Annotated in this window: 24 protein-coding genes; 17 read left to right on the plus strand and 7 right to left on the minus strand. The window is 64.2% G+C overall.

Translation table 11 applies throughout. From position 1 onward, the window contains the following. Positions 1 to 210: 210 nt before the first annotated feature. Both NJF35_RS20765 and NJF35_RS20770 read right to left on the minus strand, forming a co-directional pair. Complete coding sequence (locus NJF35_RS20765; protein ID WP_225788131.1) at positions 211 to 1428, minus strand: argininosuccinate synthase; 1218 nt, start codon at positions 1426 to 1428, stop codon at positions 211 to 213. A gap of 128 nt (positions 1429 to 1556) precedes the next feature. Further along, complete coding sequence (locus tag NJF35_RS20770) at positions 1557 to 2516, minus strand: flagellar protein MotY (RefSeq protein WP_225788130.1); 960 nt, start codon at positions 2514 to 2516, stop codon at positions 1557 to 1559. 130 nt (positions 2517 to 2646) lie between these two features. Here NJF35_RS20770 and pyrC point away from each other — a divergent pair, with 130 nt between their 5' ends. Together pyrC and rnt are read left to right on the plus strand one after the other, a co-directional pair. Then, the gene (pyrC, locus tag NJF35_RS20775; RefSeq protein WP_225788129.1) at positions 2647 to 3693 is read left to right on the plus strand and encodes a dihydroorotase; all 1047 of its coding nucleotides are present in this window, start codon (positions 2647 to 2649) and stop codon (positions 3691 to 3693) included. Further along, positions 3690 to 4361 (plus strand): ribonuclease T, encoded by a 672-nt coding sequence (rnt, locus tag NJF35_RS20780; RefSeq protein WP_225788128.1) that lies wholly within the window; start codon positions 3690 to 3692, stop codon positions 4359 to 4361. The genes pyrC and rnt overlap by 4 nt, the downstream gene beginning before the upstream one ends. 298 nt (positions 4362 to 4659) lie before the next feature. Here the strand turns inward: rnt and NJF35_RS20785 are convergent, their stop codons facing one another. Then, on the minus strand, positions 4660 to 5262 hold the full coding sequence (locus NJF35_RS20785; RefSeq protein WP_225788127.1) for a peroxiredoxin: 603 nt from the start codon (positions 5260 to 5262) through the stop codon (positions 4660 to 4662). Positions 5263 to 5477: 215 nt separating this feature from the next. On the opposite strand from NJF35_RS20785, the gene NJF35_RS20790 reads away from it, so the two are divergent. Continuing rightward, positions 5478 to 5699 (plus strand): bacterioferritin-associated ferredoxin, encoded by a 222-nt coding sequence (locus NJF35_RS20790; protein WP_225788126.1) that lies wholly within the window; start codon positions 5478 to 5480, stop codon positions 5697 to 5699. A 201-nt stretch (positions 5700 to 5900) separates the two neighbouring features. After that, positions 5901 to 6374 carry a bacterioferritin gene (bfr, locus tag NJF35_RS20795; RefSeq protein ID WP_225788125.1) on the plus strand — a complete coding sequence of 158 codons (474 nt, stop codon included), beginning with the start codon at positions 5901 to 5903 and terminating at the stop codon, positions 6372 to 6374. Positions 6375 to 6623: 249 nt separating this feature from the next. Here bfr and grxD read toward each other — a convergent pair whose 3' ends face one another. Further along, positions 6624 to 6959 (minus strand): Grx4 family monothiol glutaredoxin, encoded by a 336-nt coding sequence (gene grxD, locus NJF35_RS20800; RefSeq protein ID WP_043206518.1) that lies wholly within the window; start codon positions 6957 to 6959, stop codon positions 6624 to 6626. A 91-nt stretch (positions 6960 to 7050) separates the two neighbouring features. Beyond that, positions 7051 to 9159 (minus strand): molybdopterin oxidoreductase family protein, encoded by a 2109-nt coding sequence (locus tag NJF35_RS20805; protein ID WP_225788124.1) that lies wholly within the window; start codon positions 9157 to 9159, stop codon positions 7051 to 7053. Between the two features lie 365 nt (positions 9160 to 9524). On the opposite strand from NJF35_RS20805, the gene argF reads away from it, so the two are divergent. Both argF and NJF35_RS20815 read left to right on the plus strand, forming a co-directional pair. Beyond that, positions 9525 to 10445 carry an ornithine carbamoyltransferase gene (gene argF / locus NJF35_RS20810; RefSeq protein ID WP_225788123.1) on the plus strand — a complete coding sequence of 307 codons (921 nt, stop codon included), beginning with the start codon at positions 9525 to 9527 and terminating at the stop codon, positions 10443 to 10445. Next, on the plus strand, positions 10442 to 11551 hold the full coding sequence (locus NJF35_RS20815; protein ID WP_225788122.1) for an ABC transporter ATP-binding protein: 1110 nt from the start codon (positions 10442 to 10444) through the stop codon (positions 11549 to 11551). The genes argF and NJF35_RS20815 overlap by 4 nt, the downstream gene beginning before the upstream one ends. Before the next feature lie 62 nt (positions 11552 to 11613). On the opposite strand, the gene ybaK is transcribed toward NJF35_RS20815, so the two are convergent. After that, the gene (gene ybaK, locus NJF35_RS20820; protein ID WP_225788121.1) at positions 11614 to 12084 is read right to left on the minus strand and encodes a Cys-tRNA(Pro) deacylase; all 471 of its coding nucleotides are present in this window, start codon (positions 12082 to 12084) and stop codon (positions 11614 to 11616) included. Between the two features lie 303 nt (positions 12085 to 12387). On the opposite strand from ybaK, the gene NJF35_RS20825 reads away from it, so the two are divergent. The 11 genes from NJF35_RS20825 to NJF35_RS20875 all read left to right on the plus strand — a co-directional run bounded on the left by NJF35_RS20825 (position 12388) and on the right by NJF35_RS20875 (position 24792). Further along, complete coding sequence (locus NJF35_RS20825) at positions 12388 to 13239, plus strand: MIP/aquaporin family protein (protein ID WP_225788120.1); 852 nt, start codon at positions 12388 to 12390, stop codon at positions 13237 to 13239. A gap of 65 nt (positions 13240 to 13304) precedes the next feature. Beyond that, positions 13305 to 14795 (plus strand): glycerol kinase GlpK, encoded by a 1491-nt coding sequence (gene glpK, locus NJF35_RS20830; RefSeq protein ID WP_225788119.1) that lies wholly within the window; start codon positions 13305 to 13307, stop codon positions 14793 to 14795. A 181-nt stretch (positions 14796 to 14976) separates the two neighbouring features. Beyond that, the gene (gene glpR / locus NJF35_RS20835) at positions 14977 to 15732 is read left to right on the plus strand and encodes a DNA-binding transcriptional repressor GlpR (protein WP_225788118.1); all 756 of its coding nucleotides are present in this window, start codon (positions 14977 to 14979) and stop codon (positions 15730 to 15732) included. A 251-nt stretch (positions 15733 to 15983) separates the two neighbouring features. Next, entirely contained in the window at positions 15984 to 17522 is a 1539-nt protein-coding gene (gene glpD, locus NJF35_RS20840) for a glycerol-3-phosphate dehydrogenase (protein WP_253091429.1), read from the plus strand. A 415-nt stretch (positions 17523 to 17937) separates the two neighbouring features. Next, positions 17938 to 18855: a glutamate/aspartate ABC transporter substrate-binding protein gene (locus NJF35_RS20845; protein WP_225788116.1), complete on the plus strand. Its 918-nt coding sequence runs from the start codon at positions 17938 to 17940 to the stop codon at positions 18853 to 18855. A 144-nt stretch (positions 18856 to 18999) separates the two neighbouring features. After that, positions 19000 to 19746 carry an amino acid ABC transporter permease gene (locus NJF35_RS20850; protein ID WP_225788115.1) on the plus strand — a complete coding sequence of 249 codons (747 nt, stop codon included), beginning with the start codon at positions 19000 to 19002 and terminating at the stop codon, positions 19744 to 19746. Next, positions 19746 to 20417, plus strand: a complete 672-nt coding sequence (locus NJF35_RS20855; RefSeq protein ID WP_225788114.1) for an amino acid ABC transporter permease — start codon at positions 19746 to 19748, stop codon at positions 20415 to 20417. The genes NJF35_RS20850 and NJF35_RS20855 overlap by 1 nt, the downstream gene beginning before the upstream one ends. Continuing rightward, entirely contained in the window at positions 20414 to 21148 is a 735-nt protein-coding gene (locus NJF35_RS20860) for an amino acid ABC transporter ATP-binding protein (RefSeq protein ID WP_225788113.1), read from the plus strand. The genes NJF35_RS20855 and NJF35_RS20860 overlap by 4 nt, the downstream gene beginning before the upstream one ends. Before the next feature lie 65 nt (positions 21149 to 21213). Next, positions 21214 to 23118: an ATP-binding protein gene (locus tag NJF35_RS20865; protein WP_253091430.1), complete on the plus strand. Its 1905-nt coding sequence runs from the start codon at positions 21214 to 21216 to the stop codon at positions 23116 to 23118. After that, positions 23115 to 24440, plus strand: coding sequence for a sigma-54-dependent transcriptional regulator (locus NJF35_RS20870; RefSeq protein ID WP_225788111.1), 1326 nt, complete (start codon positions 23115 to 23117; stop codon positions 24438 to 24440). The genes NJF35_RS20865 and NJF35_RS20870 overlap by 4 nt, the downstream gene beginning before the upstream one ends. A gap of 16 nt (positions 24441 to 24456) precedes the next feature. Further along, the gene (locus tag NJF35_RS20875) at positions 24457 to 24792 is read left to right on the plus strand and encodes a GlpM family protein (RefSeq protein WP_225788110.1); all 336 of its coding nucleotides are present in this window, start codon (positions 24457 to 24459) and stop codon (positions 24790 to 24792) included. 89 nt (positions 24793 to 24881) lie between these two features. On the opposite strand, the gene NJF35_RS20880 is transcribed toward NJF35_RS20875, so the two are convergent. Continuing rightward, a complete protein-coding gene (locus NJF35_RS20880; RefSeq protein ID WP_225788109.1) occupies positions 24882 to 25877 on the minus strand; it encodes an alpha/beta fold hydrolase in 996 nt (331 codons plus the stop codon). Between the last annotated feature and the right edge of the window lie 62 nt (positions 25878 to 25939).

Here is a 25939-nt window from a genome sequence, read left to right on the forward strand (position 1 = left end):
GCTGTTCACTTCAGCCATTGGGGCCGCCTTGCGGCCCTTCGCGGGCAAGCCCGCTCCCACAAGTACGCTGCAAACCTCAAGGAATGCACGCTCCTGTGGGAGCGGGCTCGCCCGCGAAGGGCTGCAAGGCAGCCCCAATCGATGTCATATCCGACTTAAGTGAGCAGCATTACGGCACAAGGCCGAGGGTCTGTCTGCCCTACATGCCGATCAGAGCAGCGAACGGCCCTTGTTGGCGGCAATGCGCATGCGCAGTGCATTGAGCTTGATGAAGCCAGCGGCATCGGCCTGGTTGTAGGCGCCACCGTCTTCCTCGAAGGTCGCGATGTTGGCATCGAACAGCGAGTCGTCCGACTTGCGGCCGACGACGACGACGTTACCCTTGTACAGCTTCAGGCGCACCACGCCATTCACGTTGACCTGGGAGGCGTCGATCATCTGCTGCAGCATCAGGCGCTCCGGGCTCCACCAGTAGCCGGTGTAGATCAGGCTGGCGTACTTGGGCATCAGCTCATCCTTCAGGTGAGCGACTTCGCGGTCCAGGGTGATCGACTCGATGGCACGGTGGGCCTTGAGCATGATGGTGCCGCCGGGGGTTTCGTAGCAGCCGCGGGACTTCATGCCGACATAGCGGTTCTCGACGATGTCCAGGCGACCGATGCCGTTCTCGCCGCCGATGCGGTTGAGGGTGGCCAGCACGGTGGCCGGGGTCATCTCGACGCCGTCGATGGCGACGATGTCACCGTTGCGGTAGGTGAGCTCGATGTAGGTCGGCTTGTCGGGGGCGTTCTCCGGGGAGACGCTCCAGCGCCACATGTCTTCCTCGTGCTCGGTCCAGGTATCTTCCAGGACACCGCCCTCGTAGGAGATGTGCAGCAGGTTGGCGTCCATCGAGTACGGCGACTTCTTCTTGCCGTGGCGCTCGATCGGGATGCCGTGCTTCTCGGCGTAGTCCATCAGCTTCTCGCGGGACAGCAGGTCCCATTCGCGCCATGGCGCGATGACCTTGACGCCTGGCTTGAGCGCATAGGCGCCCAGCTCGAAGCGCACCTGGTCGTTGCCCTTGCCGGTGGCGCCATGGGAAATGGCGTCGGCGCCAGTTTCGTTGGCGATCTCGATCAGGCGCTTGGCGATCAGCGGACGGGCGATGGAAGTACCCAGCAGGTACTCGCCTTCATAGACGGTGTTGGCGCGGAACATCGGGAAGACGAAATCGCGCACGAACTCTTCGCGCAGGTCGTCGATGTAGATTTCTTTCACGCCCAGGGCCTGTGCCTTGGCGCGGGCCGGCTCGACCTCCTCGCCCTGCCCCAGGTCAGCGGTGAAGGTCACCACTTCGCAGTTGTAGGTATCCTGCAGCCACTTGAGAATCACCGAAGTATCAAGGCCGCCGGAATACGCCAGTACGACCTTTTTTACGTCCGCCATGCCATCACTCCACGGGGTTGTACGGAAAGCCGTCGATTCTACCGGCCCTGCCGAAAAATTTACAGTGGGGCGACAGCTTGTGACGACAAAGCGACAAGAACTGTCGAGAGCGCGACCACCTGTCGCACTCAGGACGCCTTGCCGGCCGGTGGTACGGCGGTAGCAGGGGCCGGTGCGTTGGCTGCCGGCGCCGCAGGTGGCTGCGCAGCAGGCTTTTGCTGGGGCTGCTCGACCGGCGTGACACGATCGAGGGTGATGTTGACCCGGCGGTTGCGCGCACGGTTGGCGGCGCTGTTGTTCTTCACCAGCGGGTAGCGCTCGCCATGGAAGCGCACGCTGATCTGCTCTTCGGGCACGCCGTGGGCCTTGAGGTAGTCGGCGACCGCCAGGGCCCTGCGCCGCGAGGTGTCACGGTTGGTCAGGCGATTGCCGCTGTTGTCGGAGTGACCGTCGAGCTCGATGTGGTTCACCGACGGGTCGGCCTTGAGGTAGTCGAGGATCACGTCCAAGCGGGCGCGGGCCGCGCTGTCCAGGTCGATGCCCGCGCTGGGGAAGCCTACCTGGGTCTGGCGGATCTGGTCGAAGTTCATCGGCAACAGCTTGCCCACGCACAGCTGGTAGTCGCTGTAGGCCTTGGCGAAACTCACCGGCAGCACGCGCACTTCCATGGGCCTGCCACCTTCGCCGGTGTAGTTGCGCACCACCGTGCTGCGCCCATCGAGCAGGCCATTGATCAAACGGCTGGCCTGGCCCTGGGAGGAGCTCAAGAGCACCCCGCTGCGCCCCAGTCGTACCGCGCCGAGGTTGATGTCGCCCCGCCCGGGCTGCCAGGGCGCCGCGGCGGCCAGCAAGGTCGCCGAGCCTGCGCCCAGGACGTTGCTGTGCGAGCGCAGTTGGAAAACCGCCTGTTCACCGGCTCGCCGCACGAACTCGCCACTGCCGAAACCGTCGATCGGCTGGACCAGCCGGCATTCGAACTGATCGCCCTCGACTGTCCAGGCGATGTTCTCCACGCGCGTCTGGAAGGTCAGTGCCCCAGCCGGCAGGCTGGCAAGCAGGGTGAACAGGGCTAGGTAACGCTGGCGCACAGGCGGCTCCACAGATTCTGGCGGCTTACCAGCAGGCTATCGGACGCCGCCCGGAAAACTTGATAGCCGTGCTCGCCCCGGGGTTTTCCGGTAGCATTCGTCCTTGAGTTCGAACCGCCTGGAATCCCCAATGTCCGATCGCCTGACCCTCCTGCGCCCCGACGACTGGCACATCCATCTGCGCGATGGTGCCGTCCTCCCCCATACCGTCGGCGATGTGGCGCGCACCTTCGCCCGCGCCATCGTCATGCCCAATCTCGTTCCGCCGGTGCGCGATGCCGCCGAAGCCGGTGCCTACCGTGAGCGTATCCTCGCCGCGCGGCCTGCCGGCAGCCGCTTCGAGCCGCTGATGGTGCTGTACCTCACCGACCGCACCAGCCCCGAGGATATCCGCGCGGCCAAGGCCAGCGGTTTCGTGTACGCCGCCAAGCTGTACCCGGCCGGCGCCACGACCAACTCCGATTCGGGCGTGACCAGCATCGACAATATCTTCCCAGCCCTCGAGGCCCTGGCCGAGGCCGGTATGCCGCTGCTGGTGCACGGTGAGGTGACGCGCGCGGAAATCGACGTGTTCGATCGCGAGAAGCGCTTCATCGACGAGCATATGCGGCGTGTGGTCGAGCGCTTCCCCACGCTGAAGGTGGTGTTCGAGCACATCACCACTGCCGATGCCGCGCAATTCGTCACCGAGGCGCCCGCCAACGTCGGCGCGACCATCACCCCCCAGCACCTGCTGTACAACCGTAACCACATGCTGGTGGGCGGTATCCGCCCGCACTTCTATTGCCTGCCGATCCTCAAGCGCAACACCCACCAGGTGGCGCTGCTGGACGCGGCCACCAGCGGCAACCCCAAGTTCTTCCTCGGCACCGACTCGGCGCCGCATGCCCGCCATGCCAAGGAAGCCGCCTGTGGCTGCGCCGGCTGCTACACCGCCTATGCGGCCATCGAGCTGTATGCCGAGGCATTCGAGCAACGCAACGCACTGGACAAGCTGGAAGGCTTCGCCAGCCTGCACGGCCCGGCCTTCTATGGCCTGCCGGCCAACACCGACACCATTACCCTGGTCCGCGAAGAGTGGGCCGCCCCGGACAGCCTGCCGTTCGGCGACAACACCGTGGTCCCGCTGCGCGCCGGTGAAAAACTGCGCTGGCGCCTGCTGGAGGGCAAGGCGTGAGCGAAGTTCTCTTTGATGATGACCAGGAAGGTCAAGGCGGTGGTTCGCGCCATCCGATGGCCGAGCGTTTTCGCGGCTACCTGCCGGTGGTGGTCGACGTCGAGACCGGTGGCTTCAACTGCGCCACCGATGCGTTGCTGGAGATCGCCGCGGTCACCATCGGCATGGACGAGAAGGGTTTCCTGTTCCCGGAGCACACCTACTTCTACCGCGTCGAGCCGTTCGAAGGCGCCAACATCGAGCCGGCGGCCCTGGAGTTCACCGGTATCAAGCTGGATCACCCGCTGCGCATGGCGGTGAGCGAGGAAACCGCGCTCACCGACATCTTCCGCGGGGTGCGCAAGGCATTGAAGGCCAATGGCTGCAAGCGGGCGATCCTGGTCGGCCACAACAGCAGCTTCGACCTGGGCTTCCTCAATGCCGCGGTGACGCGCAACGACCTCAAGCGCAACCCGTTCCACCCCTTCTCGAGCTTCGACACCGCCACCCTGGCGGGCCTTGCCTACGGCCAGACCGTCCTGGCGCGAGCCTGCCAGAGCGCCGACATCGACTTCGACGGCCGCGAGGCCCACTCGGCACGCTACGACACGGAGAAGACTGCCGAGCTGTTCTGCGGCATCGTCAATCGCTGGAAGGAAATGGGCGGCTGGCGGGACTTCAACGACTGAGCGGCAAGCGAGAGTCGGGCACGAACAGCTTTTTCTCGAAACCCCAAGCGAAAAAAAACCGGCCACGAAGGCCAATGCCAGTCAGTTAAGACTTTCAGTTGTCATTTGGGGCCGCTTCGCGCCCCATCGCCGGCAAGCCGGCTCCCACACTGTCCGTGCAAACCGCATCATGTGTGGTCGCCGCGGTCCCTGTGGGAGCCGGCTTGCCGGCGATGGGCTGCAAGGTAGCCCCAAAAATGACAAAGCGCCGCTTAACTGACTGACATTGGCCACGAAGGCCGGTTTTTTTCGCGGGCGATTACAGCTTGCCGGCGTTCTCGCTCAGGTAGGCAGCGACGCCTTCCGGCGAAGCGGTCATGCCCTTGTCGCCTTTCTTCCAGTTGGCCGGGCAGACTTCGCCGTGCTCTTCGTGGAATTGCAGGGCGTCGACCAGGCGCAGCAGTTCGTCCATGTTACGGCCCAGCGGCAGGTCGTTGATGATCTGCGAGCGAACGACACCGTTCTTGTCGATCAGGAAGGCGCCACGGAAGGCAACGCCGCCCTCGGACTCGACGTCATAGGCCTTGCAGATCTCATGAGAGATATCGGCCGCCAGGGTGTACTTGACCTGGCCGATACCGCCCTTGTCGACCGGGGTGTTACGCCAGGCGTTGTGAGTGAAGTGCGAGTCGATCGACACGCCGATCACTTCCACACCGCGCGCCTGGAAGTCAGGAATGCGGTTGTCCAGGGCGATCAGCTCGGACGGGCAGACGAAGGTGAAGTCCAGCGGGTAGAAGAACACCAGGCCGTACTTGCCCTTGATGGCCGAAGCCAGGTTGAAGCTGTCGACGATCTCGCCGTTGCCCAGCACGGCTGGAACGGTGAAATCCGGGGCTTGTTTACCAACGAGCACGCTCATTCGTTATCTCCTGATGATGGTGAAAAACCGTGGCCCGGACGGGTAGGCCCGCCCGGCATCCGACAAAGGCCGCCCATCATACACGGCTTCGCGTGACAGGCCGAATGCCAACCGCCGGTCGCGCGAATGCGCACCGGGCGAGAATGCGCTTTGACAAGCATTCTCATTACCATTAATCTCCAAGCCATCAAATCAACCAGCGATGGTCTGACCTTATGTATGTGTGTCTTTGTGTCGGCGTCACCGACGGACAGATCCGCGATGCGATCTATGAAGGATGCTGCAGCTACAAGGAAGTCCGAGCCGCCACCAATGTCGGCAGCCAATGCGGCAAATGCGCCTGCCTGGCCAAGCAGGTGGTCCGCGAAACCCTGACCGACCTGCAGGTCAGCCAGCAAGCCGCCCTGCCCTACCCCGTTGAATTCAACGTGGCCTAGAGACAACGAATTCGAAGAACCGGACCTTGTGTCCGGTTTTTTTATGTCTGAAATTCAATAAGTTAGCACCATAACGCGGTTCACAAACATTCTTATTCCTATTAAATTTCACTTATTATTCAATAACTTAGGTTTGACAGAAGAAGTTATCGGGCTCAAACTTCCTTGTATTGGCACACTTCTACAGGGCAGGAACCCGACATGAAAGGCGACGTAAGCGTCATCCAGCATCTCAACAAGATCCTCGGAAACGAGCTGGTCGCGATCAACCAGTACTTCCTGCACGCGCGCATGTACGAAGATTGGGGCCTGAACAAGCTCGGCAAGCACGAGTACAAGGAATCCATCGACGAGATGAAGCACGCTGACAAACTGATCAAGCGTATCCTCTTCCTCGAAGGCATCCCCAACGTGCAGGACTTGGGCAAGCTGCTGATCGGCGAGCACACCAAGGAAATGCTCGAATGCGACCTGAAGATCGAGCAGAAAGGCCTGGTCGACCTCAAGGCCGCCATCGCCCACTGCGAGACTGCCGGCGACTTCGGTTCGCGCGAGCTGCTGGAAGACATCCTCGAATCCGAGGAAGAACATATCGACTGGCTGGAAACCCAGCTGGGCCTGATCGACAAGATCGGTATCGAGAACTACCTGCAGTCGCAGATGGGCGAAGAATAAGGCAAGCAATGGTCAGGGCTGCCTCGCAGTCCTTTCACGACACAAGGCCGCTTCCACACGCACAGCGCTTATGAAGAATAGCGCCATGCCTGTGGAGCGGCCTTGTTTCATATGCCAGCCAGGCAAGCGGCATTGAGGCTGCTTGCAGCCTATCGCCGGCAAACCGGCGATGGGCCGCGAAGCGGCCCCAGAATGGCGGCTGAAAGACCGGCCGTGAATACGTCAGCGGCCTCCCAGACGATGGCCGATTCAGGCCTCGGAAGCCTTGGCCTTGGCGGCAGCTTCCTTGATCAGGGTCTGCAGCTCACCCTTCTCGAACATCTCGAGCATGATGTCGCTGCCGCCGACCAGCTCACCGCCGACCCACAGTTGCGGGAAGGTCGGCCAGTTGGCGTACTTGGGCAGGTTGGCGCGGATTTCCGGGTTCTGCAGGATGTCGACGTAGGCGAACTTCTCGCCACAACCCATCACGGCCTGCGCGGCACGCGCCGAGAAGCCACACTGTGGGGCATTCGGCGAGCCTTTCATGTAAAGCAGAATGGTGTTGTTGGCAATCTGCTCTTTGATTGTTTCGATGATATCCATGGAGCACCTCGGCTGAACTTTCCGACGCGGTCGTCGGCACGGTGACGCATTGTAACGGAAAGCCGAGCAGCATGCTCGGCCCTGCCGGCCTTCAGGCGGCCTCCACATGCACAGGGACGCCATTGAGCACGGCATTGCCCGATACAGCATCGAGCAGGTGCTCGTCGGTGAGGTCATTGGCGCTGACCCCGGGCTGGCTGCTGGCGATGCGCAATTGCGCGCCCTGGCGCCCGTGCCCGTAGCCATGAGGCAGGCTGACCACGCCCGGCATCATCTCCTCGCTGGCCTGGACCTGCACTTCCAGCTCACCTGTACGCGAGCGGATCCGCACCCATTGGCCATCCGCCAGCCCGCGCGCCTGCAGGTCCTGCGGATGCATCAGCAACTGATGGCGTGGCTTGCCTTTCACCAGCCGATGGAAATTATGCATCCAGGAATTGTTGCTGCGCACATGCCGGCGACCGATCAGCAGCAGTTGGTCCGGTGCAGGCGGCCTCTGCCGAGCCAGGCGTTGCAGGTCGTCCAGCAAGGCCGCAGGCGCCGCCTCGATGGCCTGGCTGGCGGTGCGCAGGCGCCCGGCCAGGTTCGGCCGCAACGGCCCCAGGTCCAGGCCGTGGGGATGGCGATCCAGGGTCTGCAGCGACAACCGCCAGGGTGAATCGTCGCCATGACGGCCCTGGCGCAGGGCCAGGTCGATCATCTGCGCCGGTGCCAGGGTCGGCTTGAGTGCCAGCCCGGCACGCTCGGCGTAGGCCCTGGCCAGGCCGACGAAGATCTCCCAGTCGTGCAACGCGCCTTCCGGCCTGGGCAGGATCGCCCGGTTGAAGCGCGTGACATTGCGCACCGCCAGCAGGTTGAAGGTGGTGTCGTAGTGGTCGTTTTCCAGCGCCGAGGTAGAAGGCAGGATCAGGTCGGCGTGACGGGTCGTCTCGTTGATGTACAGGTCGATGCTGAGCATGAAGTCGAGCCCCGCCAAGGCCTCGTCCAACTGCCGGCCATTGGGCGTGGATAACACCGGATTGCCGGCCACGGTCACCAGCGCCCGCACCTGCCCCTCGCCGGGCGCCAGGATTTCCTCGGCCAAGGCAGCCACCGGCAGCTCGCCACCATATTCTGGCAGGCCCGAGACCCGGCTCTGCCACTGGTTGAAATGCCCGCCCGAGGTACTGCCCACCAGGTCGACCGCAGGCTCGGTGCACAGCGCCCCACCCTCGCGGTCGAGATTGCCGCTGACCAGGTTGATCAATTGCACCAGCCACTGGCAGAGGGTCCCGAAGGCCTGGGTGGAAACGCCCATGCGCCCATAGCACACCGCCCGCTCGGCCGCCGCGAAATCCTCTGCCAGTTGGCGGATATCGGCCGCCGCGATACCGCACAGCCCGCTCATCGCCTCGGCGCTGAACGGCATAATCGCCTCGCGTACCTGCTCGAGCCCGTTCACTGGCAGGTGCGAGCCCTGGGCCAGGCCCTCGGCGAACAGGGTGTTGAGCATCGCCGCCAGCAGCGCAGCGTCGCCACCGGGGCGAATGAACAGGTGACGGTCGGCCATCGCCGCTGTCTCGCTGCGCCGAGGATCCACCACCACCAGCCGACCACCCCGCGCACGCAGGGCCTTCAGGCGCTTCTCCACATCCGGCACGGTCATGATGCTGCCATTGGAAGCCAGCGGGTTGCCGCCGAGGATCAGCATGAAATCGGTGTGGTCGATATCCGGCACCGGCAACAGCAGGCCATGGCCGTACATCAGGTAGCTGGCCAGATGGTGGGGCAATTGGTCCACCGAGGTGGCGGAAAAACGGTTGCGGGTCTTGAGTAGGCCGAGAAAGTAGTTGCTGTGGGTCATCAGCCCGTAGTTGTGCACGCTGGGATTGCCCTGGTACACCGCAACGGCATTGCGCCCATGGGCCTGCTGGATACTCCACAGCCTGTCGGCGGCCAGGGCGAAGGCCTCGTCCCAGGCGATCGGCTGCCAGCCCCCGCCGACCCGCCGGTGGGGTTGGCGCAAGCGGTCGGGGTCGTCCTGGATGTCCTGCAGGGCCACGGCCTTGGGGCAGATATGGCCACGGCTGAACGGGTCGTGCGGGTCGCCCTTGATCGAGGCGATGCGTACCCGCCCATCGGCTTCGTGGGCCAGTTCGATGTTCAGGCCACAAATGGCCTCGCACAGGTGACAGGCTCGGTGATGCAAGGTCGTGCTCATGGCCGCCTCCGCCGTGACGTTGTGGAACTGCGACTATGCGCTCGCCCCGCAGCGCCGACCAGCGAGGTTCGCCGCATGAATCCCGCGACATCAGGCGGCACGATTGGCGACGCAAGGTTTGCCAAGCGGCCTGCAAGCCGTGTACAAAACCTGTAGAAAATAAAAAACAGTCGCTGCACAACGGGTTACGACATCCTTTGCAACAGAGCGACCGTTCCCCCCCTTGGTTTTAGGCGACATTTAATTATAGTATTGCGCCTTTCCCTATTCCGTCCGCCCCGTGCGGCTTACGCCGCAGGTCACTCCCGTTGTCAAGAAAACCCATACGGTCGACCTGCAAACCGTTGCAGATAAGGTAGTCAATCATGAGCGCTAGGCACTTTCTCTCCCTGATGGATTTCACTGCTGACGAATTGCTCGGCGTGATCCGTCGAGGCATCGAGCTGAAGGACCTGCGTAACCGCGGCGTGTTGTTCGAGCCGCTGAAGAACCGCGTGCTGGGGATGATCTTCGAGAAGTCCTCCACGCGCACCCGCCTGTCGTTCGAAGCCGGCATGATCCAGCTCGGCGGCCAGGCCATCTTCCTGTCGCCCCGCGATACCCAGCTGGGCCGCGGCGAGCCGATCGGCGACAGCGCCATCGTCATGTCGCGCATGCTCGATGCGGTGATGATCCGTACCTTCGCCCACGGTACCCTGACCGAGTTCGCCGCTCACTCGCGCGTCCCGGTGATCAATGGCCTGTCCGACGACCTGCACCCTTGCCAGCTGCTGGCCGACATGCAGACCTTCCTCGAACACCGTGGCTCGATCCAGGGCAAGACCGTGGCCTGGATCGGCGATGGCAACAACATGTGCAACACCTATGTCGAAGCGGCGATCCAGTTCGACTTCCAACTGCGCGTGGCCTGCCCGGAGGGCTATGAGCCCGATCCGCGCTTCCTCGCCCAGGCCGGCGATCGCGTGCAAGTCATGCGCGACCCGAAGGAAGCGGTGCGCGGCGCTCACCTGGTGAGCACGGATGTCTGGACTTCCATGGGCCAGGAGGAGGAAACTGCACGGCGCCTGGCGCATTTCGCGCCTTACCAGGTCAACCGCGAACTGCTCGACCTGGCGGCACCCGACGCCCTGTTCATGCACTGCCTGCCCGCCCACCGTGGCGAGGAAATCAGCCTGGACCTGCTCGACGACCCACGCTCGGTCGCCTGGGACCAGGCCGAGAACCGCCTGCATGCGCAGAAGGCCCTTCTGGAATTCCTTGTAGAACCGGCTTACCACCACGCATGAGTCAACCCCTATTGCTCAACCTGCGCAACCTCGCCTGCGGCTACGGCGACCAGCGCATCGTCCAGAACCTCAACCTGCACCTGAACGCAGGCGACATCGGTTGCCTGCTGGGCTCCTCGGGCTGCGGCAAGACCACCACCCTGCGCGCCATCGCCGGCTTCGAGCCGGTGCACGAAGGCGAGATCCAGCTGGCCGGCGAGGTCATTTCCCGCGCCGGCTTCACCCTCGCGCCGGAAAAACGCCGGATCGGCATGGTATTCCAGGACTACGCCCTGTTCCCGCACCTGACCGTGGCGCAGAACATCGCCTTCGGGTTGGGCAAGCATCCACGCCAGGGCGAGGTGGTCGAGGAGATGCTCGAGCTGGTCAAGCTCGGCAAGCTGGGGGGACGCTATCCTCATGAGTTGTCCGGCGGCCAGCAACAGCGCGTGGCCCTGGCCCGGGCCCTGGCTCCGGAACCACAACTGCTGCTGCTCGACGAACCCTTCTCCAACCTCGACGTGGAACTGCGCCGGCGCCTGAGCCATGAGGTCCGCGACATTCTCAAGAGCCGCGGGACCAGTGCCATCCTGGTGACCCATGACCAGGAAGAAGCCTTCGCCGTCAGCGACCATGTGGGCGTCTTCAGGGAAGGACGCCTGGAGCAGTGGGACACGCCCTACAACCTCTACCACGAACCGCAGACGCCCTTCGTGGCCAGCTTCATCGGCCAGGGCTATTTCATCCGCGGGCAGATGAGCAGCCACGAGGCGGTCAATACCGAGCTGGGCGAGCTGCGCGGCAACCGTGCCTACATCATGGCGCCAGGCAGTTCGGTGGATGTGCTGTTGCGCCCGGACGACATCGTCTACGCACCGGACAGCGACCTGCGGGCGAACATCATCGGCAAGAGCTTCCTCGGCGCCTCTACCCTGTATCGCCTGCTGTTGCCCACCGGCAGCCAGCTGGAGGCGATCTTCCCGAGCCATGTCGATCATCAGGTCGGCGAGGATGTCGGCATTGCCGTGTCTGCCGACCACCTGGTGCTGTTCCCGGCACCAGGCAGCGTCGCGGCGCAGTTGCCACGCCCGGAGAACGGGGTACGACGCTACAGTTCGGCGACCTGAGTTTCAGCGGAGCTTGGGCTTGCTCGCGAAAGGGCCAGCTCAAGCTTCGCAACGGCAAAAACTCAGCCCCGCCCAATCCCGGCGAACGTCGCCTGGGTATGCGTAGCCAGCACCGCCGCCGCCAGCTCCACCTCCAACCCGCGTCGTCCAGCGCTCACATGGATGGTTTCGAACTGTTGCGCCGATTCGTCGATGAAGGTGCGCAAGCGCTTCTTCTGCCCCAGCGGGCTGATCCCGCCCACCAGGTACCCCGTGGCGCGCTGCGCCGCAGCTGGATCGGCCATCTCGCATTTCTTCACACCCGCCGCCTGGGCCAGCGCCTTCAGGTCGAGGGTGCCGCCCACCGGCACCACCGCCACCAGCAACTCACCCTTCTCGCTGCAGGCCAGCAGCGTCTTGAACACCCTCTGGGGATCGAGCCCGAGCTTTTCCGCCGCCTCCAGGCCATAGGACGCAGACTTGGGATCATGTTCGTAGCTGTGCACGCGGTGTTCGGCACGTGCCTTCTTCAGCAGGTCGAGGGCGGGGGTCATGTACGGCTCCAGTCGATGACAGGTCGGCGGCTACTTTAGGGCAAATCCTACAGGCCAGCCAGCACATGGCTGACATGCCTCACGACCTCCGAGTTCGCAGTGAATGCAACCAGTCAGATTGTGGCCGACCGTTCACTTTCGACCTTTGACATCAGCGTTTCTTGTCTATATTTTTTCGTTTGCGAATATTCGATGCACTTTTAAGGTGCATTTTCTTACGTCCGCCCGGGGTCAATGGGGATAGACACCGGGCTTTGCTGTCGAGCGCCCAGCGCCTCACAACAACAAGAACCGAGGTCATACATGACGACTGCTGCAAGACAACCGACGCTTTCCGGCCAGTGCACGGCCGAGTTCCTCGGCACCGCTCTGCTCATCTTCTTCGGCACAGGCTGCGTCGCCGCGCTCAAGGTCGCCGGCGCCAGCTTCGGCCTGTGGGAAATCAGCATCATCTGGGGGATCGGCGTGAGCATGGCGATCTACCTCACCGCCGGCGTGTCCGGCGCGCACCTGAACCCGGCCGTGAGCATCGCCCTGTGCCTGTTCGCCGGCTTCGACAAGCGCAAGCTGCCGTTCTATGTCCTCGCCCAGGTCTGCGGTGCCTTCTGCGCCGCCGCGCTGGTCTACACCCTGTACAGCAACCTGTTCTTCGATTTCGAACAAGCCCACGCCATGGCCCGTGGCAGCCAGGCCAGCCTGGAGCTCGCCTCGGTGTTCTCCACCTACCCGCATCCGGCGCTGTCCATCGCCCAGGCCTTCCTGGTCGAATTGGTCATCACCGCTATCCTCATGGCGGTGATCATGGCCCTGACCGACGACGACAACGGCCTGCCCCGCGGCGCCATGGCGCCCTTGCTCATCGGCCTGCTGATCGCCGTGATCGGCAGTGCCATGGGCCCGCTCACCGGCTTTGCGATGAACCCGGCGCGGGATTTCGGGCCCAAGCTGATGACCTTCCTGGCCGGCTGGGGCGAGATCGCCTTCACCGGCGGACGCGACGTGCCCTACTTCCTGGTGCCGCTGTTCGCTCCGATCCTCGGCGCCTGCCTGGGCGCCGCCTTGTATCGCGGCCTGATCGCCCGCCACCTGCCGATGGCACAAGCCGCGAACCGGCAAACAGACGATAATCCTCAGGGCGACACCCAGGTTTCCTGACGCCGCCGCCGGGCCCCGGGCCCGGCCTGCCCTGACCTACTCCTATTTTGTGCAAGGCCACCGACATGACAGATACCCAGGACAAGAACTACATCATCGCCCTGGACCAGGGCACCACCAGTTCGCGGGCCATCATCTTCGACCGTGACGCCAACGTGGTCGGTACCTCCCAGCGCGAGTTCGTGCAGCATTATCCGCAGGCCGGCTGGGTCGAGCACGACCCGATGGAAATCTTCGCCACGCAGAGCGCGACCATGGTCGAAGCCCTGGCCCAGGCCGGCATCAGCCATGCCCAGGTGGCCGCGCTGGGCATCACCAACCAGCGCGAGACCACCGTGGTCTGGGACAAGGAAACCGGCCGCCCGGTGTACAACGCCATCGTCTGGCAATGCCGGCGCAGCACCGAGATCTGCGAGCAGCTCAAGCGCGACGGCCATGAGGCGTACATCCGCGAAACCACGGGCCTGGTCACCGACCCGTATTTCTCCGGCACCAAGCTCAAGTGGATCCTCGACAACGTCGACGGCGCCAGGGCCCGCGCCGAACGGGGCGAGCTGCTGTTCGGCACCGTCGACAGCTGGCTGATCTGGAAATTCTCCGGTGGCAAGGTGCATGTCACCGACTACACCAATGCCTCGCGCACCCTGATGTTCAACATCCACACCCTGCAGTGGGACGAGAAGCTCCTCGAGATCCTTGGCATTCCACGGCAGATGCTGCCAGAGGTACGTCCGTCTTCGCAGGTGTACGGCCATACCAAGAGCGGCATCGCCATCGCCGGCATCGCTGGCGACCAGCAATCGGCACTGTTCGGCCAGATGTGCGTGGAGCCCGGCCAGGCCAAGAACACCTATGGCACCGGCTGTTTCCTGCTGATGAACACCGGCGACAAAGCGGTGAAATCTTCCCATGGCCTGCTCACCACCATCGCCTGCGGCCCTCGCGGCGAGGTGGCCTATGCCCTGGAAGGCGCGGTATTCAACGGCGGCTCCACCGTGCAATGGCTGCGCGACGAACTGAAGATCGTCAACGATGCCTTCGACACCGAATATTTCGCCAGCAAGGTCAAGGACAGCAACGGCGTCTACCTGGTGCCGGCCTTCACCGGCCTTGGCGCACCGTACTGGGACCCCTACGCCCGTGGCGCACTGTTCGGCCTGACCCGTGGGGTGAAGGTCGATCACATCATCCGTGCGGCCCTGGAGTCGATCGCCTACCAGACCCGTGACGTGCTCGACGCCATGCAGCAGGACTGCGGCCAGCGCCTGAGCGAACTGCGCGTGGACGGCGGCGCGGTGGCCAACAACTTCCTCATGCAGTTCCAGGCCGACATCCTCGGCACCTGCGTCGAACGGCCAAGGATGCGCGAGACCACGGCGCTCGGCGCCGCCTACCTGGCCGGCCTGGCCTGCGGCTTCTGGAGCGGCCTGGACGAGTTGCGCGACAAGGCGATCATTGAGCGCGAGTTCAGCCCGCAGCTGGACGAGGCGCAGAAGGAGAAGCTCTACGCCGGCTGGAAGAAAGCGGTGGATCGTACCCGCGATTGGGAGGCGTAGGCTGCAAGCTGCAAGCTGCAAGCTGCAAGCTGCAAGCTGCAAGCTGCAAGCTGCAAGCTGCAAGCCAAGCATAGGGACACCGGCTGGCGTGTTCGGCTTTTCTTGTCGCTTGTAGCTTGCCGCTTGCCGCTGCCTTTTGGTTTCATTGCAGAATTTGTCCGGCAGCCCAAAAGGACCGCCCATGAATCTGCCTCCCCGCCAACAACAAATCCTCGAACTGGTGCGCGAGCGCGGTTACGTCAGTATCGAAGAAATGGCCCAGCTGTTCGTCGTCACCCCGCAAACCATCCGCCGCGACATCAACCAGCTCGCCGAAGGCAACCTGCTGCGCCGCTACCATGGCGGCGCAGCCTACGATTCGAGCATCGAGAACACCGCCTACGCCATGCGCGCCGACCAGATGCGCGACGAGAAACAGCGCATCGCCGAAACCGTGGCCCGGCAGATTCCCGACCATGCCTCCTTGTTCATCAACATTGGCACCACCACCGAATCCATCGCCCGTGCCCTGCTCAACCACAACCACTTGAAGGTCATCACCAACAACTTGCACGTGGCCGCGATCCTCGGCGCCAAGGATGATTTCGAGGTGCTGGTGGCCGGCGGCACCGTACGCCGCGACGGCGGTGTGGTCGGCCAGGCCAGCGTCGACTTCATCAATCAGTTCAAGGTCGACTTCGCCCTGGTCGGCATCAGCGGCATCGACGAGGATGGCAGCCTGCTGGACTTCGACTACCAGGAAGTCCGGGTATCCCAGGCGATCATCGCCAATGCCCGCCAGGTGATCCTCGCCGCCGACTCCAGCAAGTTCGGCCGCAACGCCATGGTACGCCTCGGCTCGATCAGCCTGGTCGACTGCCTGGTGACCGACCAGGCGCCCTCTCCCGCCCTGACCCAGCTACTCAACCAGCACAAGATCCGCCTGGAAGTGGTCTGAGCAGCCCAGGGCTGCTGTCCAGACCACTCGCGCTCCTTCTCAAGGGCGCTGGGGCTGCCTTGCAGCCCCCAAACGGCAACTGCCTCACCGCAAAGCGCCAACCTTATGTTCGATAATGTTCATTTTCTTGTCATCTGATCAGCTTTTCCTATAAGGACTGACTGGCGACAGGCGTTTCATTGCGCTAGTATTTTCGAAAACGAACATAAATGTTCACATTCGATATGAACAGCACTCCCGGAGGCCTTGCCGTGTCACAGCCCGCTTCGTCCTTGCTCCCCCTCGCCGATTGCTACGACCTCGCCGTGATCGGCGGCGGTATCAATGGCGTGGGCATCGCCGCCGACGCGGCCGGGCGCGGCCTGAAGGTATTGCTCTGCGAAAAGGACGACCTCGCCAGTCACACCTCGTCGGCCAGCAGCAAGCTGATCCACGGCGGCCTGCGTTACCTGGAGCACTACGAGTTCCGCCTGGTCCGCGAGGCGCTGGCCGAGCGCGAGGTGCTGCTCGCCAAGGCGCCGCACATCGTCAAGCCGATGCGCTTCGTGTTGCCCCACCGCCCGCACCTGCGGCCGGCCTGGATGATCCGCGCCGGCCTGTTCCTCTACGACCACCTGGGCAAGCGCAAGCGCCTGGGCGCCTCGCGCAGCTTGCGCTTCGGCCCGGGCAACCCGCTCAAGCCCGCCATCACCCGCGGTTTCGAATACGCCGATTGCGCCGTCGACGACGCCCGCCTGGTGGTGCTCAATGCCATGGCCGCCCGCGAGAAAGGCGCACACATCCGCACTCGCACCCGTTGCCTGGGCGCCGAGCGGGTCGATGGCCTGTGGCAGGTAGAGCTGTCGCTCGCCGATGGCAGCCGGCAGACCATCCGTGCCCGTGCCCTGGTCAACGCCGCCGGCCCCTGGGTCGCCAGCTTCATCAAGGACGACCTGGGGCTCGACGCGCCCTACGGCATCCGTCTGATCCAGGGCAGCCACCTGATCGTGCCGCGCCTGTACGAGGGCGAGCATGCCTATATCCTGCAGAACGAAGACCAGCGCATCGTCTTCGCCATCCCCTACCTGGAGCGCTTCACCCTGATCGGCACCACCGACCGCGAATACAGCGGCGATCCGGCCGAGGTGGCGATCACCGAGGCGGAGACCGACTACCTGCTGAAGGTGGTCAACGAGCACTTCAACCACCAGCTCGGGCGGGCCGACATCCTGCACACCTATTCCGGGGTACGGCCGCTGTGCAACGACGAATCGGACAACCCCTCGGCGGTCACCCGCGACTATACCCTGGCGTTGTCCAGCGCCGAGGGCCAGGCGCCGCTGCTGTCGGTGTTCGGCGGCAAGCTGACCACCTACCGCAAGCTGGCCGAGTCGGCCATGGCGGAACTACGGCCGTTCTTCACCCACATGCGCGACAGCTGGACCGCCAGCGCGCCCTTGCCCGGCGGCGAGCGCATGACCACCGTCCAGGCCCTGGTCGACGGCCTGCTGGCCCGCTGCAGCTGGTTGCCGGAGGATATTGCCAGGCGCTGGGTGCAAACCTACGGCAGCCGAGCCTGGCGCCTGCTCGAAGGCGTGCAGGGTCCGGAGGACCTCGGTCAGGCCATCGGCGGCGGCCTGTTCAGCCGTGAGGTGGATTACCTGTGCAGCGAGGAATGGGCGATCAGCGCCGACGATATCCTCTGGCGCCGTACCAAGCTGGGTCTGTTCACCAGCCAGGCCGAGCAGCAGGGGCTGCGCGAGTACCTGCAGCGTGCCGAGTCGAACCGTGCGCGCGTGCGTGCGGCCTGAGCCTGGCCTGGACCTGCTTCTGCCAATAGAGCTGCTTTGCAGCCCATCGCCGGCAAACCGACTCCACACAGGGTGGTCGCGCCGTTCTTGAGATCGGTGCCGAACCTGGGAGCCGGCTTGCCGGCGATGGAGCGTGAAGCGGCCCCGAATGGCAGGCCTGCACACAACCGCCAACCCGTTCGGATTCCCGAACGGCTCACACCCATCCATTCGGAAATCCGTACACAAACATTCCCTGGAAAACCGTCAGAAAAGATTAATCCCCAGTATTTACGCGGCGTTATGATCAGTATCAGGGCTTGGCATGAGTCATGCTCTACACTTGGTAGCCGAATGCACACCGCTTCATGCTGTATTCGTTGAACGAAGAGTCCGCCAACGGCTCCATAAAAAAAACAACGTCGAGGAAAATTTGATGCGCATCGTTCGTCATCTGTTGGGCGCCGCCATCGCGGCCGCGGTCATCGCTTCGCCAGTCATGGCCGAGGAACTGACCGGCACCCTGAAGAAGATCAAGGACTCGGGGACCATCACCCTGGGGCACCGCGACTCCTCCATTCCGTTTTCCTACCTGGCCGGCAAGCCACAACCCGTGGGCTACTCCCACGACATCCAGCTGGCCGTCGTCGAGCACCTGAAAAAGCAACTGGGCACCGACATCAAGGTCCGCTACAATCTGGTCACCTCCCAGACCCGCATCCCGCTGGTGCAGAACGGCACCGTCGACCTGGAATGCGGCTCCACCACCAACAACGTCGAACGCCAGCAACAGGTCGGCTTCTCCGTGGGCATCTTCGAAGTCGGTACCCGCCTGCTGACCAAGGTCAAGGACGGCCAGCCGGCCTACAAGGACTTCCCGGACCTGGCCGGCAAGAACGTGGTGACCACCGCCGGCACCACCTCCGAGCGCATCCTCAAGGCGATGAACGCCGACAAGCAGATGAAGATGAACGTGATCTCCGCCAAGGACCACGGCGAAGCCTTCAACATGCTCGAAAGCGGCCGCGCCGTGGCCTTCATGATGGACGATGCCCTGCTCGCCGGCGAAATGGCCAAGGCACGCAAGCCTGCCGACTGGGTCATCACCGGTACCCCGCAGTCCTACGAGATCTACGGCTGCATGGTGCGCAAGGGTGACGAGGCGTTCAAGAAAGCGGTCGACGAGGCGATCGTGGAGTACTACAAGTCGGGCGAGATCAACAAGACCTACGAGAAGTGGTTCCAGCAACCGATCCCGCCAAAAGGCCTGAACCTGAACTTCCCGATGAGCGAAGAGCTGAAGAAGCTGATCGCCGAGCCGACCGACAAGGCAGCGGACGAAAAGCAGTCCTGACCCCTGAACGTGGCCCGTGGCTCACCTCGAGCGCGAATTAACCCGACGGGCCACTCGTTAGTGTCTAACCTTTCATCCGAGGGCGCATACCGCCCTCGGATGTTCGAAGGTGCCCGTGAAACAACCGTCTGAGGGGAAATCCCGATGAATTACAACTGGGACTGGGGCGTGTTCTTCAAGTCCACCGGCGTGGGCAGCGAAACCTACCTGGACTGGTACCTCACCGGCCTGGGATGGACCATCGCCATCGCCGTCTCCGCCTGGATCATCGCACTGCTGCTGGGCTCCATACTCGGCGTCATGCGCACCGTGCCGAACCGCCTGGTGGCCGGCATCGCCACCGCCTACGTGGAGCTGTTCCGCAACGTGCCGCTGCTGGTGCAGCTGTTCATCTGGTACTTCCTGGTACCGGACCTGCTGCCCGAAGGCCTGCAGGAATGGTTCAAGCAGGACCTCAACCCGACCACCTCGGCGCTGATCAGCGTGGTCATCTGCCTGGGCCTGTTCACCGCCGCGCGGGTCTGCGAACAGGTGCGTACCGGCATCCAGGCCCTGCCGCGCGGCCAGGAAGCGGCCGCCCGTGCGATGGGCTTCAGCATGCCGCAGATCTACACCAACGTCCTGTTGCCGCAGGCGTACCGGATCATCATTCCGCCGCTCACCTCGGAGTTCCTGAACGTGTTCAAGAACTCCTCCGTGGCCTCGTTGATCGGCCTCATGGAGCTGCTGGCCCAGACCAAGCAGACCGCCGAGTTCTCCGCCAACCTGTTCGAGGCGTTCACCCTGGCCACCCTGATCTACTTCACCTTGAACATGGGCCTGATGCTGCTCATGCGCATGGTCGAGAAGAAAGTCTCGGTACCTGGCCTGATTTCCGTGGGAGGTAAGTAATGGACATGGATTTCACCGAGATCGTCCCGGCCCTGCCTGCGCTCTGGGAAGGCATGCTGATGACCCTCAGGCTGATGGTCATGGGCGTGATCGGCGGCATCGTGCTGGGGACCATCCTGGCCTTGATGCGCCTGTCGTCGAGCAAGCTGCTGTCGAACATCGCCGGCGCCTACGTCAACTACTTCCGCTCCATCCCGCTGCTGCTGGTGATCACCTGGTTCTACCTGGCCGTGCCATTCGTGCTGCGCTGGATCACCGGCGAGGACACCCCGGTCGGTGCCTTCACCTCCTGCGTGGTGGCGTTCATGATGTTCGAGGCCGCCTACTTCTGCGAAATCGTGCGGGCTGGCGTGCAATCGATCTCCAAGGGCCAGATGGGCGCCGCCCAGGCCCTGGGCATGACCTATGGCCAGACCATGCGCCTGATCATCCTGCCCCAGGCCTTCCGCAAGATGACCCCGCTGCTGCTGCAGCAGAGCATCATCCTGTTCCAGGACACCTCGCTGGTCTACACCGTGGGCCTGGTGGACTTCCTCAATTCGGCACGCTCCAACGGCGACATCATCGGGCGCTCCCATGAGTTCCTGATCTTCGCCGGTGTCGTCTACTTCCTCATCAGCTTCACCGCTTCGTGGCTGGTCAAGCGCCTGCAAAAAAGGATCGCCGTATGATTTCCATCAAGAACGTCAACAAGTGGTACGGAGACTTCCAGGTGCTGACCGACTGCAACACCGAAGTCAAGAAAGGCGAGGTGGTGGTGGTCTGCGGCCCGTCCGGCTCGGGCAAGTCCACCTTGATCAAGTGCGTCAATGCCCTCGAGCCGTTCCAGAAGGGCGACATCGTGGTCGACGGCACCTCGATCGCCGACCCCAAGACCAACCTGCCCAAGCTGCGCTCGCGGGTCGGCATGGTGTTCCAGCACTTCGAGCTGTTCCCGCACCTGACCATCACCGAGAACCTGACCATCGCCCAACGCAAGGTGCTCGGCCGCAGCGAAGCGGAGGCCACCAAGAAAGGCCTGGCCCTGCTCGAGCGGGTCGGCCTGAGCAGCCAGGCCAAGAAGCACCCTGGCCAGCTTTCGGGGGGTCAGCAGCAACGCGTGGCGATCGCCCGCGCCCTGTCGATGGACCCGATCGTCATGCTGTTCGACGAACCGACCTCGGCACTGGACCCGGAAATGGTCAGCGAAGTCCTGGATGTGATGGTCGAACTGGCCCATGAAGGCATGACCATGATGTGCGTGACCCACGAGATGGGCTTTGCCCGCAAGGTCGCCAACCGGGTCATCTTCATGGACAAGGGCAACATCATCGAAGACTGCACCAAGGAAGAGTTCTTCGGCGACCAGGCCGCCCGCGACCAGCGTACCCAGCACTTCCTCAGCAAGATCCTGCAGCACTGAGCAGGCCCCACGCCGCTGCCCGGCCCCGCCGGGCAGCGGATGCTGGTGGTGACAAGGCCACTGTGATGAAATGCGACCCTTCGCTCCTTCGCCCTGCCCAGCCTGCCGTGAAATCCCGCTTGATCCGCCAGTTGCTCCTACCGCCCCTGATCATCCTGCTGATGGTCGGCCTGGGCATGGCCGGCTACCTGGTCAGCGAGAGCAACGGCATCCGCGCCCTGAGCGAGAATGGCGAGCGCCAGCTGGAACTGCACGCGCGCACCGTCGAGAGCGAGATCAGCAAGTACACCTACCTGCCGAGCCTGCTGGAGCTGGAAAACAGCGTCTCGCAGTTGCTCACCGACCCTGACAGCGGTTTTCGCCAGCGGGTCAACGAATACCTCGAGGGCCTGAACCGCCGCAGCCGCAGCCGGGCGATCTTCGTCCTCGACACCAACGGCCGGGTCCAGGCCACCAGCAACTGGCGCGATGCCGACTCCTTCCTCGGCGAGGACCTGTCGTTCCGTGCCTATTTCCAGGATGCCGTGCGCGGCGAGCCTGGGCGCTTCTATGGCATCGGCAGCACCACCGGCGAGGCCGGCTACTACCTGGCCCACGGCCTGGAGGAGCATGGCAAGATCATCGGCGTGGCGGTGATCAAGGTCCGCCTGGACACCCTCGAGGAGCGCTGGCAACGCGCCCGCCTGGAGGCGTTCGTCAGCGACGAGAACGGCATCATCATCCTCTCCAGCGATCCGGCCCGCCGCCTCAAGTCGGTGCGCCCGCTGACCCCGCAGATCAAGGAGCGCCTGGCGCGCAGCCTGCAGTACTACTGGTGGCCGCTGAACGAGTTGCAGCCCCTGGCTCGCGAAACCCTGGCCGATGGCGTCGAGAAGCTGACCTTCCCGGCCAACAGCGAGAACGGCCGCAGCAAGCCCCACGAGGTGGCCTACCTGACCCAGACCCGGCGCCTGGCCGACACCCCCTGGCATTTCACCCTGCTCACTCCGCTGCAGGACCTGCACCGCGAATCCACGGTGCAGGGCATCCTGGTGGGCGCGGCCTTCGCCTTGCTGGCCATCCTGGCGATCGCCTGGAACGAGCGCCGCAAGGTGATCGCCACCCGCCTGGCCGCCCGCGAGGCCTTGGAAGAGGCCAACAGCCAGCTGGAGCGGCGGATCGCCGAGCGTACCGCGGACCTTCGCGCCAGCAACGAGCGGCTCAAGGGCCAGATCCGCGAGCGCCGGCATGCCGAACAGACCCTGCGCCACGCCCAGGACGAACTGGTCCAGGCCGGCAAGCTGGCGGCCATCGGGCAGATGTCCACCAGCATCGCCCACGAATTGAACCAGCCCCTGGCGGCCCTGCGTACCCTGTCCGGCAATACCGTGCGTTTTCTCGAGCGCGGTGCCCTGGAGACCGCCAGCACCAACCTGCGCACCATGAACGACCTGATCGACCGCATGGGCCGCATCACCGCCAGCCTGCGCTCGTTCGCCCGCCGCGGCGACGACAGCGGCCAGGCCTCGCTGGCCAAAGCGGTGGAGGCCACCTTGCAGGTGCTGGGTAACCGCATCGCCAGCTGCCACCTGCAGTTGCACAGCCAGTTCGACGACCAGCGGCTGGCCATCGACCAGACCCGCCTGGAGCAGATCCTGGTCAACCTGATCGGCAACGCCCTGGACGCCATGGCCGGCCAGCCTCAGCCGCAGTTGTGGCTGGAAGGCGAACCGCAGGGCGACAAGTACCGCCTGCGGGTGCGCGACAACGGCCACGGCATCGATGCCGAGGCACGCAAGCACCTGTTCGAACCCTTCTTCACCACCAAACCGGGCGAGCACGGCCTGGGCCTGGGCCTGACCCTGTCGGCGAGCCTCGCCGCCGCCGCCAAGGGCACCCTGGGCGTCGAGCATCCCGCCAGCGGCGGCACCGCCTTCGTCCTCGCCCTGCCCCTGGTCACGCCCCCAACCGAATTGGCTGAGCCTCTATGAACCAAGCGCCCCTCACCGTCCTGATCGTCGAAGACGACCCGCATGTGCTGCTCGGCTGCCAACAGGCACTGGCCCTGGAAGACATCGCCTGCGAAGGCGTGGGCAGCGCCGAACGGGCGCTGGAACGCATCGGCGACGACTTCGCCGGTATCGTCGTCAGCGACATCCGCCTGCCGGGCATGGACGGCCTGGAACTGCTCGGCCGGCTCAAGGCCCGCGACCGCAGCTTGCCGGTGGTGCTGATCACCGGCCATGGCGATATCGACATGGCGGTCGGAGCCATGCGCAACGGCGCCTACGATTTCATGGAGAAACCCTTCTCCCCGGAGCGCCTGGTGGACGTGGTGCGCCGGGCCCTGGAGCAACGCGGGCTGTCCCGCGAAGTGCATGCGCTGCGCCGCCAGCTGGCCGGCCAGAGCACGCTCGAAGGGCGCATCATCGGCCGCTCGCCGGCCATGCAGAACCTGCGCGAGCTGATCGCCAACGTCGCCGACACCTCGGCCAACGTACTGATCGAGGGCGAGACCGGCACCGGCAAGGAACTGGTCGCCCGTTGCCTGCACGACTTCAGCCGACGCCAGGGCCAGCCCTTCGTCGCCCTCAACTGCGGCGGCCTGCCGGAAAACCTGTTCGAGAGCGAGATCTTCGGTCACGAGGCCAACGCCTTCACCGGTGCCGGCAAGCGGCGCATCGGCAAGATCGAGCATGCCAATGGCGGTACCCTGTTCCTCGACGAGGTCGAGAGCATGCCGCTCAACCTGCAGATCAAACTGTTGCGCGTGCTGCAGGAACGCACCCTGGAGCGCCTGGGCTCGAACCAGAGCATCCCGGTGGACTGCCGGGTGATCGCCGCGACCAAGTCCGACCTCGACGCCATGGGCCAGAGCGGCCAGTTCCGCAGCGACCTGTACTACCGCCTGAACGTGGTCACCCTCGAGCTGCCGCCGCTGCGCGAGCGCCGCGAGGACATCCTGCAACTGTTCGAGCACTTTCTCCAGCAATCGGCGCTGCGCTTCGACCGCGAGATGCCGGAGCTGGACAGCCAGACCTTGTCGCGTCTGATGGCCCACGACTGGCCGGGCAACGTGCGCGAACTGCGCAATGTCGCCGAACGCTACGCGCTGGGCCTGCCGGCATTCAAGAAAAGCGGCGGCGGTGCCAGCCAAGGCCTGGGCTTCGCCGAAGCGGTGGAGGCCTTCGAGCGCAACCTGCTCAGCGATGCCCTGCAACGCACCGGGGGCAACCTCAGCCAAGCCAGCCAGGAGCTGGGCATGGCCAAGACCACGCTGTTCGACAAAGTGAAGAAATACGGCCTCGCCTGAGCCGAAGGAAACCGACGTGGACCTCGTACTGAAAGCCGGCCTGGGTGCCGCCGTGGTGGTGCTCCTGGCCATCCTTTCCAAGACCCGCAACTACTACATCGCAGGCCTGGTGCCGTTGTTCCCGACCTTTGCCCTGATCGCCCACTACATCGTGGGCAAGGGGCGACCGCTGGCGGACCTGAAGACCACCATCCTGTTCGGCATGTGGTCGATCATTCCCTATTTCGTCTACCTGGCGGCGCTGTACCTGTTGGTCGACCGGATGCGCCTGGAGACCTCGCTGGCCCTGGCCACGCTGGCCTGGCTGGTGGCGGCGACCGTGCTGGTGACACTGTGGATGCGCTTTCACTGAGACTGGTCGCGTCTGTACCGGCCCCATCGCCGGCAGCCCCGAAAATGACAACCCGCCGCTTAACTGACCGGCCTCGAGACGGTGCAGCGTCAAAGCCTGGCAAGGTGGGTCAGGTCTTCACGATGCGCCTTCAGGTAAGGCAGCACCGCCCCCAGCAACGGCGCCTTGAACGGCTCCTGGAAGCGATGGGCCAAACCCGGGATCAGCCGCAGCTGGCTCCCCCGGATATGCGCAGCCAGGTGCACCCCATGCATCACCGGCAACAGCGGGTCGGCCGTGCCATGCACCACCAGCGTGGGTACGCGCAACTGGTTGAGCAGCGCCACCCGGCTCGGCTCGGCGAGGATCGCCATGATCTGGCGCTTCACCCCTTCCGGGTTGAAGGCCCGGTCGTAGGCCATCGCCGCCTGGTGCAGCAGGGCCGCACGGTCATCGGCGACCTCGGGGCTGCCCAAGGCCGCCAGCAGGTCGGCCTGGTGCTCGATGGCCAGCGCCCGGTTCGGCGCATCGCGGCGCGCCAACAGTTGCACCAACGCAGGGCTGGGCGCCGGCAGGCCCTCGGCGCCCGAGCTGGACATGACCAGGGTCAGGCTGCGCACACGCCCGGGCGCCATGGCCGCCAGGTGCTGGGCGATCATCCCGCCCATGCTCACCCCCAGCACATGGAACCGCTCGACCCCGAGTGCATCCATCAGGCGCAAACCGTCCCCGGCCATGTCGGTCAGCGTATAGGGCGCAGCCACTGGCAGCCCCAGGCGGTAGCGCAACAGCTCGACCGTCAAGTTGGCCGAGGCCGGCAGTTGGTTCCAGCGCGACAGGCCGACATCCCGATTGTCGTAGCGAATCACCCGAAAGCCCTGGCGACACAGGGCCTCGACCACGTCGTCGGGCCAGTGGATCAATTGTCCGCCCAGGCCCATGACCAGCAGCAAGGCAGGGTCCGACGGTGCACCGACGCTCTGGTACACCAGGCTCAGTTCGCCCAGCTCGGCCCGTTGCACCGGCACCTGGGCGTCGCAGCGCTGAACGGCGAAGCTGGCCGGCACGCTACACAGCAAGAAGAAGAAAACCAGTAAAACCCGCATGAAAAGAAACACCAGAATGCAAATCCCCAGTAGAGCGCGAGTCTGATGAAATTCATGCGGGC

It is taken from the genome of Pseudomonas guariconensis (genome assembly GCF_024127895.1).
Classification (GTDB): Bacteria; Pseudomonadota; Gammaproteobacteria; order Pseudomonadales; family Pseudomonadaceae; genus Aquipseudomonas; species Aquipseudomonas guariconensis_B.

Excerpts from the sequence above, each read along its gene's own strand:
- argF (WP_225788123.1), top strand. The coding sequence starts at position 9,525 with ATGAGCGCTAGGCACTTTCTCTCCCTGATGGATTTCACTGCTGACGAA.
- NJF35_RS20850 (WP_225788115.1), top strand. The coding sequence starts at position 19,000 with ATGAATTACAACTGGGACTGGGGCGTGTTCTTCAAGTCCACCGGCGTG.
- bfr (WP_225788125.1), top strand. The coding sequence starts at position 5,901 with ATGAAAGGCGACGTAAGCGTCATCCAGCATCTCAACAAGATCCTCGGA.
- NJF35_RS20845 (WP_225788116.1), top strand. The coding sequence starts at position 17,938 with ATGCGCATCGTTCGTCATCTGTTGGGCGCCGCCATCGCGGCCGCGGTC.
- NJF35_RS20815 (WP_225788122.1), top strand. The coding sequence starts at position 10,442 with ATGAGTCAACCCCTATTGCTCAACCTGCGCAACCTCGCCTGCGGCTAC.
- NJF35_RS20855 (WP_225788114.1), top strand. The coding sequence starts at position 19,746 with ATGGACATGGATTTCACCGAGATCGTCCCGGCCCTGCCTGCGCTCTGG.
- ybaK (WP_225788121.1), bottom strand. The coding sequence starts at position 12,084 with ATGACCCCCGCCCTCGACCTGCTGAAGAAGGCACGTGCCGAACACCGC.
- glpR (WP_225788118.1), top strand. The coding sequence starts at position 14,977 with ATGAATCTGCCTCCCCGCCAACAACAAATCCTCGAACTGGTGCGCGAG.
- NJF35_RS20865 (WP_253091430.1), top strand. The coding sequence starts at position 21,214 with ATGAAATGCGACCCTTCGCTCCTTCGCCCTGCCCAGCCTGCCGTGAAA.
- NJF35_RS20860 (WP_225788113.1), top strand. The coding sequence starts at position 20,414 with ATGATTTCCATCAAGAACGTCAACAAGTGGTACGGAGACTTCCAGGTG.
- NJF35_RS20880 (WP_225788109.1), bottom strand. The coding sequence starts at position 25,877 with ATGCGGGTTTTACTGGTTTTCTTCTTCTTGCTGTGTAGCGTGCCGGCC.
- NJF35_RS20765 (WP_225788131.1), bottom strand. The coding sequence starts at position 1,428 with ATGGCGGACGTAAAAAAGGTCGTACTGGCGTATTCCGGCGGCCTTGAT.
- NJF35_RS20870 (WP_225788111.1), top strand. The coding sequence starts at position 23,115 with ATGAACCAAGCGCCCCTCACCGTCCTGATCGTCGAAGACGACCCGCAT.
- NJF35_RS20785 (WP_225788127.1), bottom strand. The coding sequence starts at position 5,262 with ATGAGCGTGCTCGTTGGTAAACAAGCCCCGGATTTCACCGTTCCAGCC.
- NJF35_RS20805 (WP_225788124.1), bottom strand. The coding sequence starts at position 9,159 with ATGAGCACGACCTTGCATCACCGAGCCTGTCACCTGTGCGAGGCCATT.
- NJF35_RS20825 (WP_225788120.1), top strand. The coding sequence starts at position 12,388 with ATGACGACTGCTGCAAGACAACCGACGCTTTCCGGCCAGTGCACGGCC.
- pyrC (WP_225788129.1), top strand. The coding sequence starts at position 2,647 with ATGTCCGATCGCCTGACCCTCCTGCGCCCCGACGACTGGCACATCCAT.
- NJF35_RS20790 (WP_225788126.1), top strand. The coding sequence starts at position 5,478 with ATGTATGTGTGTCTTTGTGTCGGCGTCACCGACGGACAGATCCGCGAT.
- glpK (WP_225788119.1), top strand. The coding sequence starts at position 13,305 with ATGACAGATACCCAGGACAAGAACTACATCATCGCCCTGGACCAGGGC.
- grxD (WP_043206518.1), bottom strand. The coding sequence starts at position 6,959 with ATGGATATCATCGAAACAATCAAAGAGCAGATTGCCAACAACACCATT.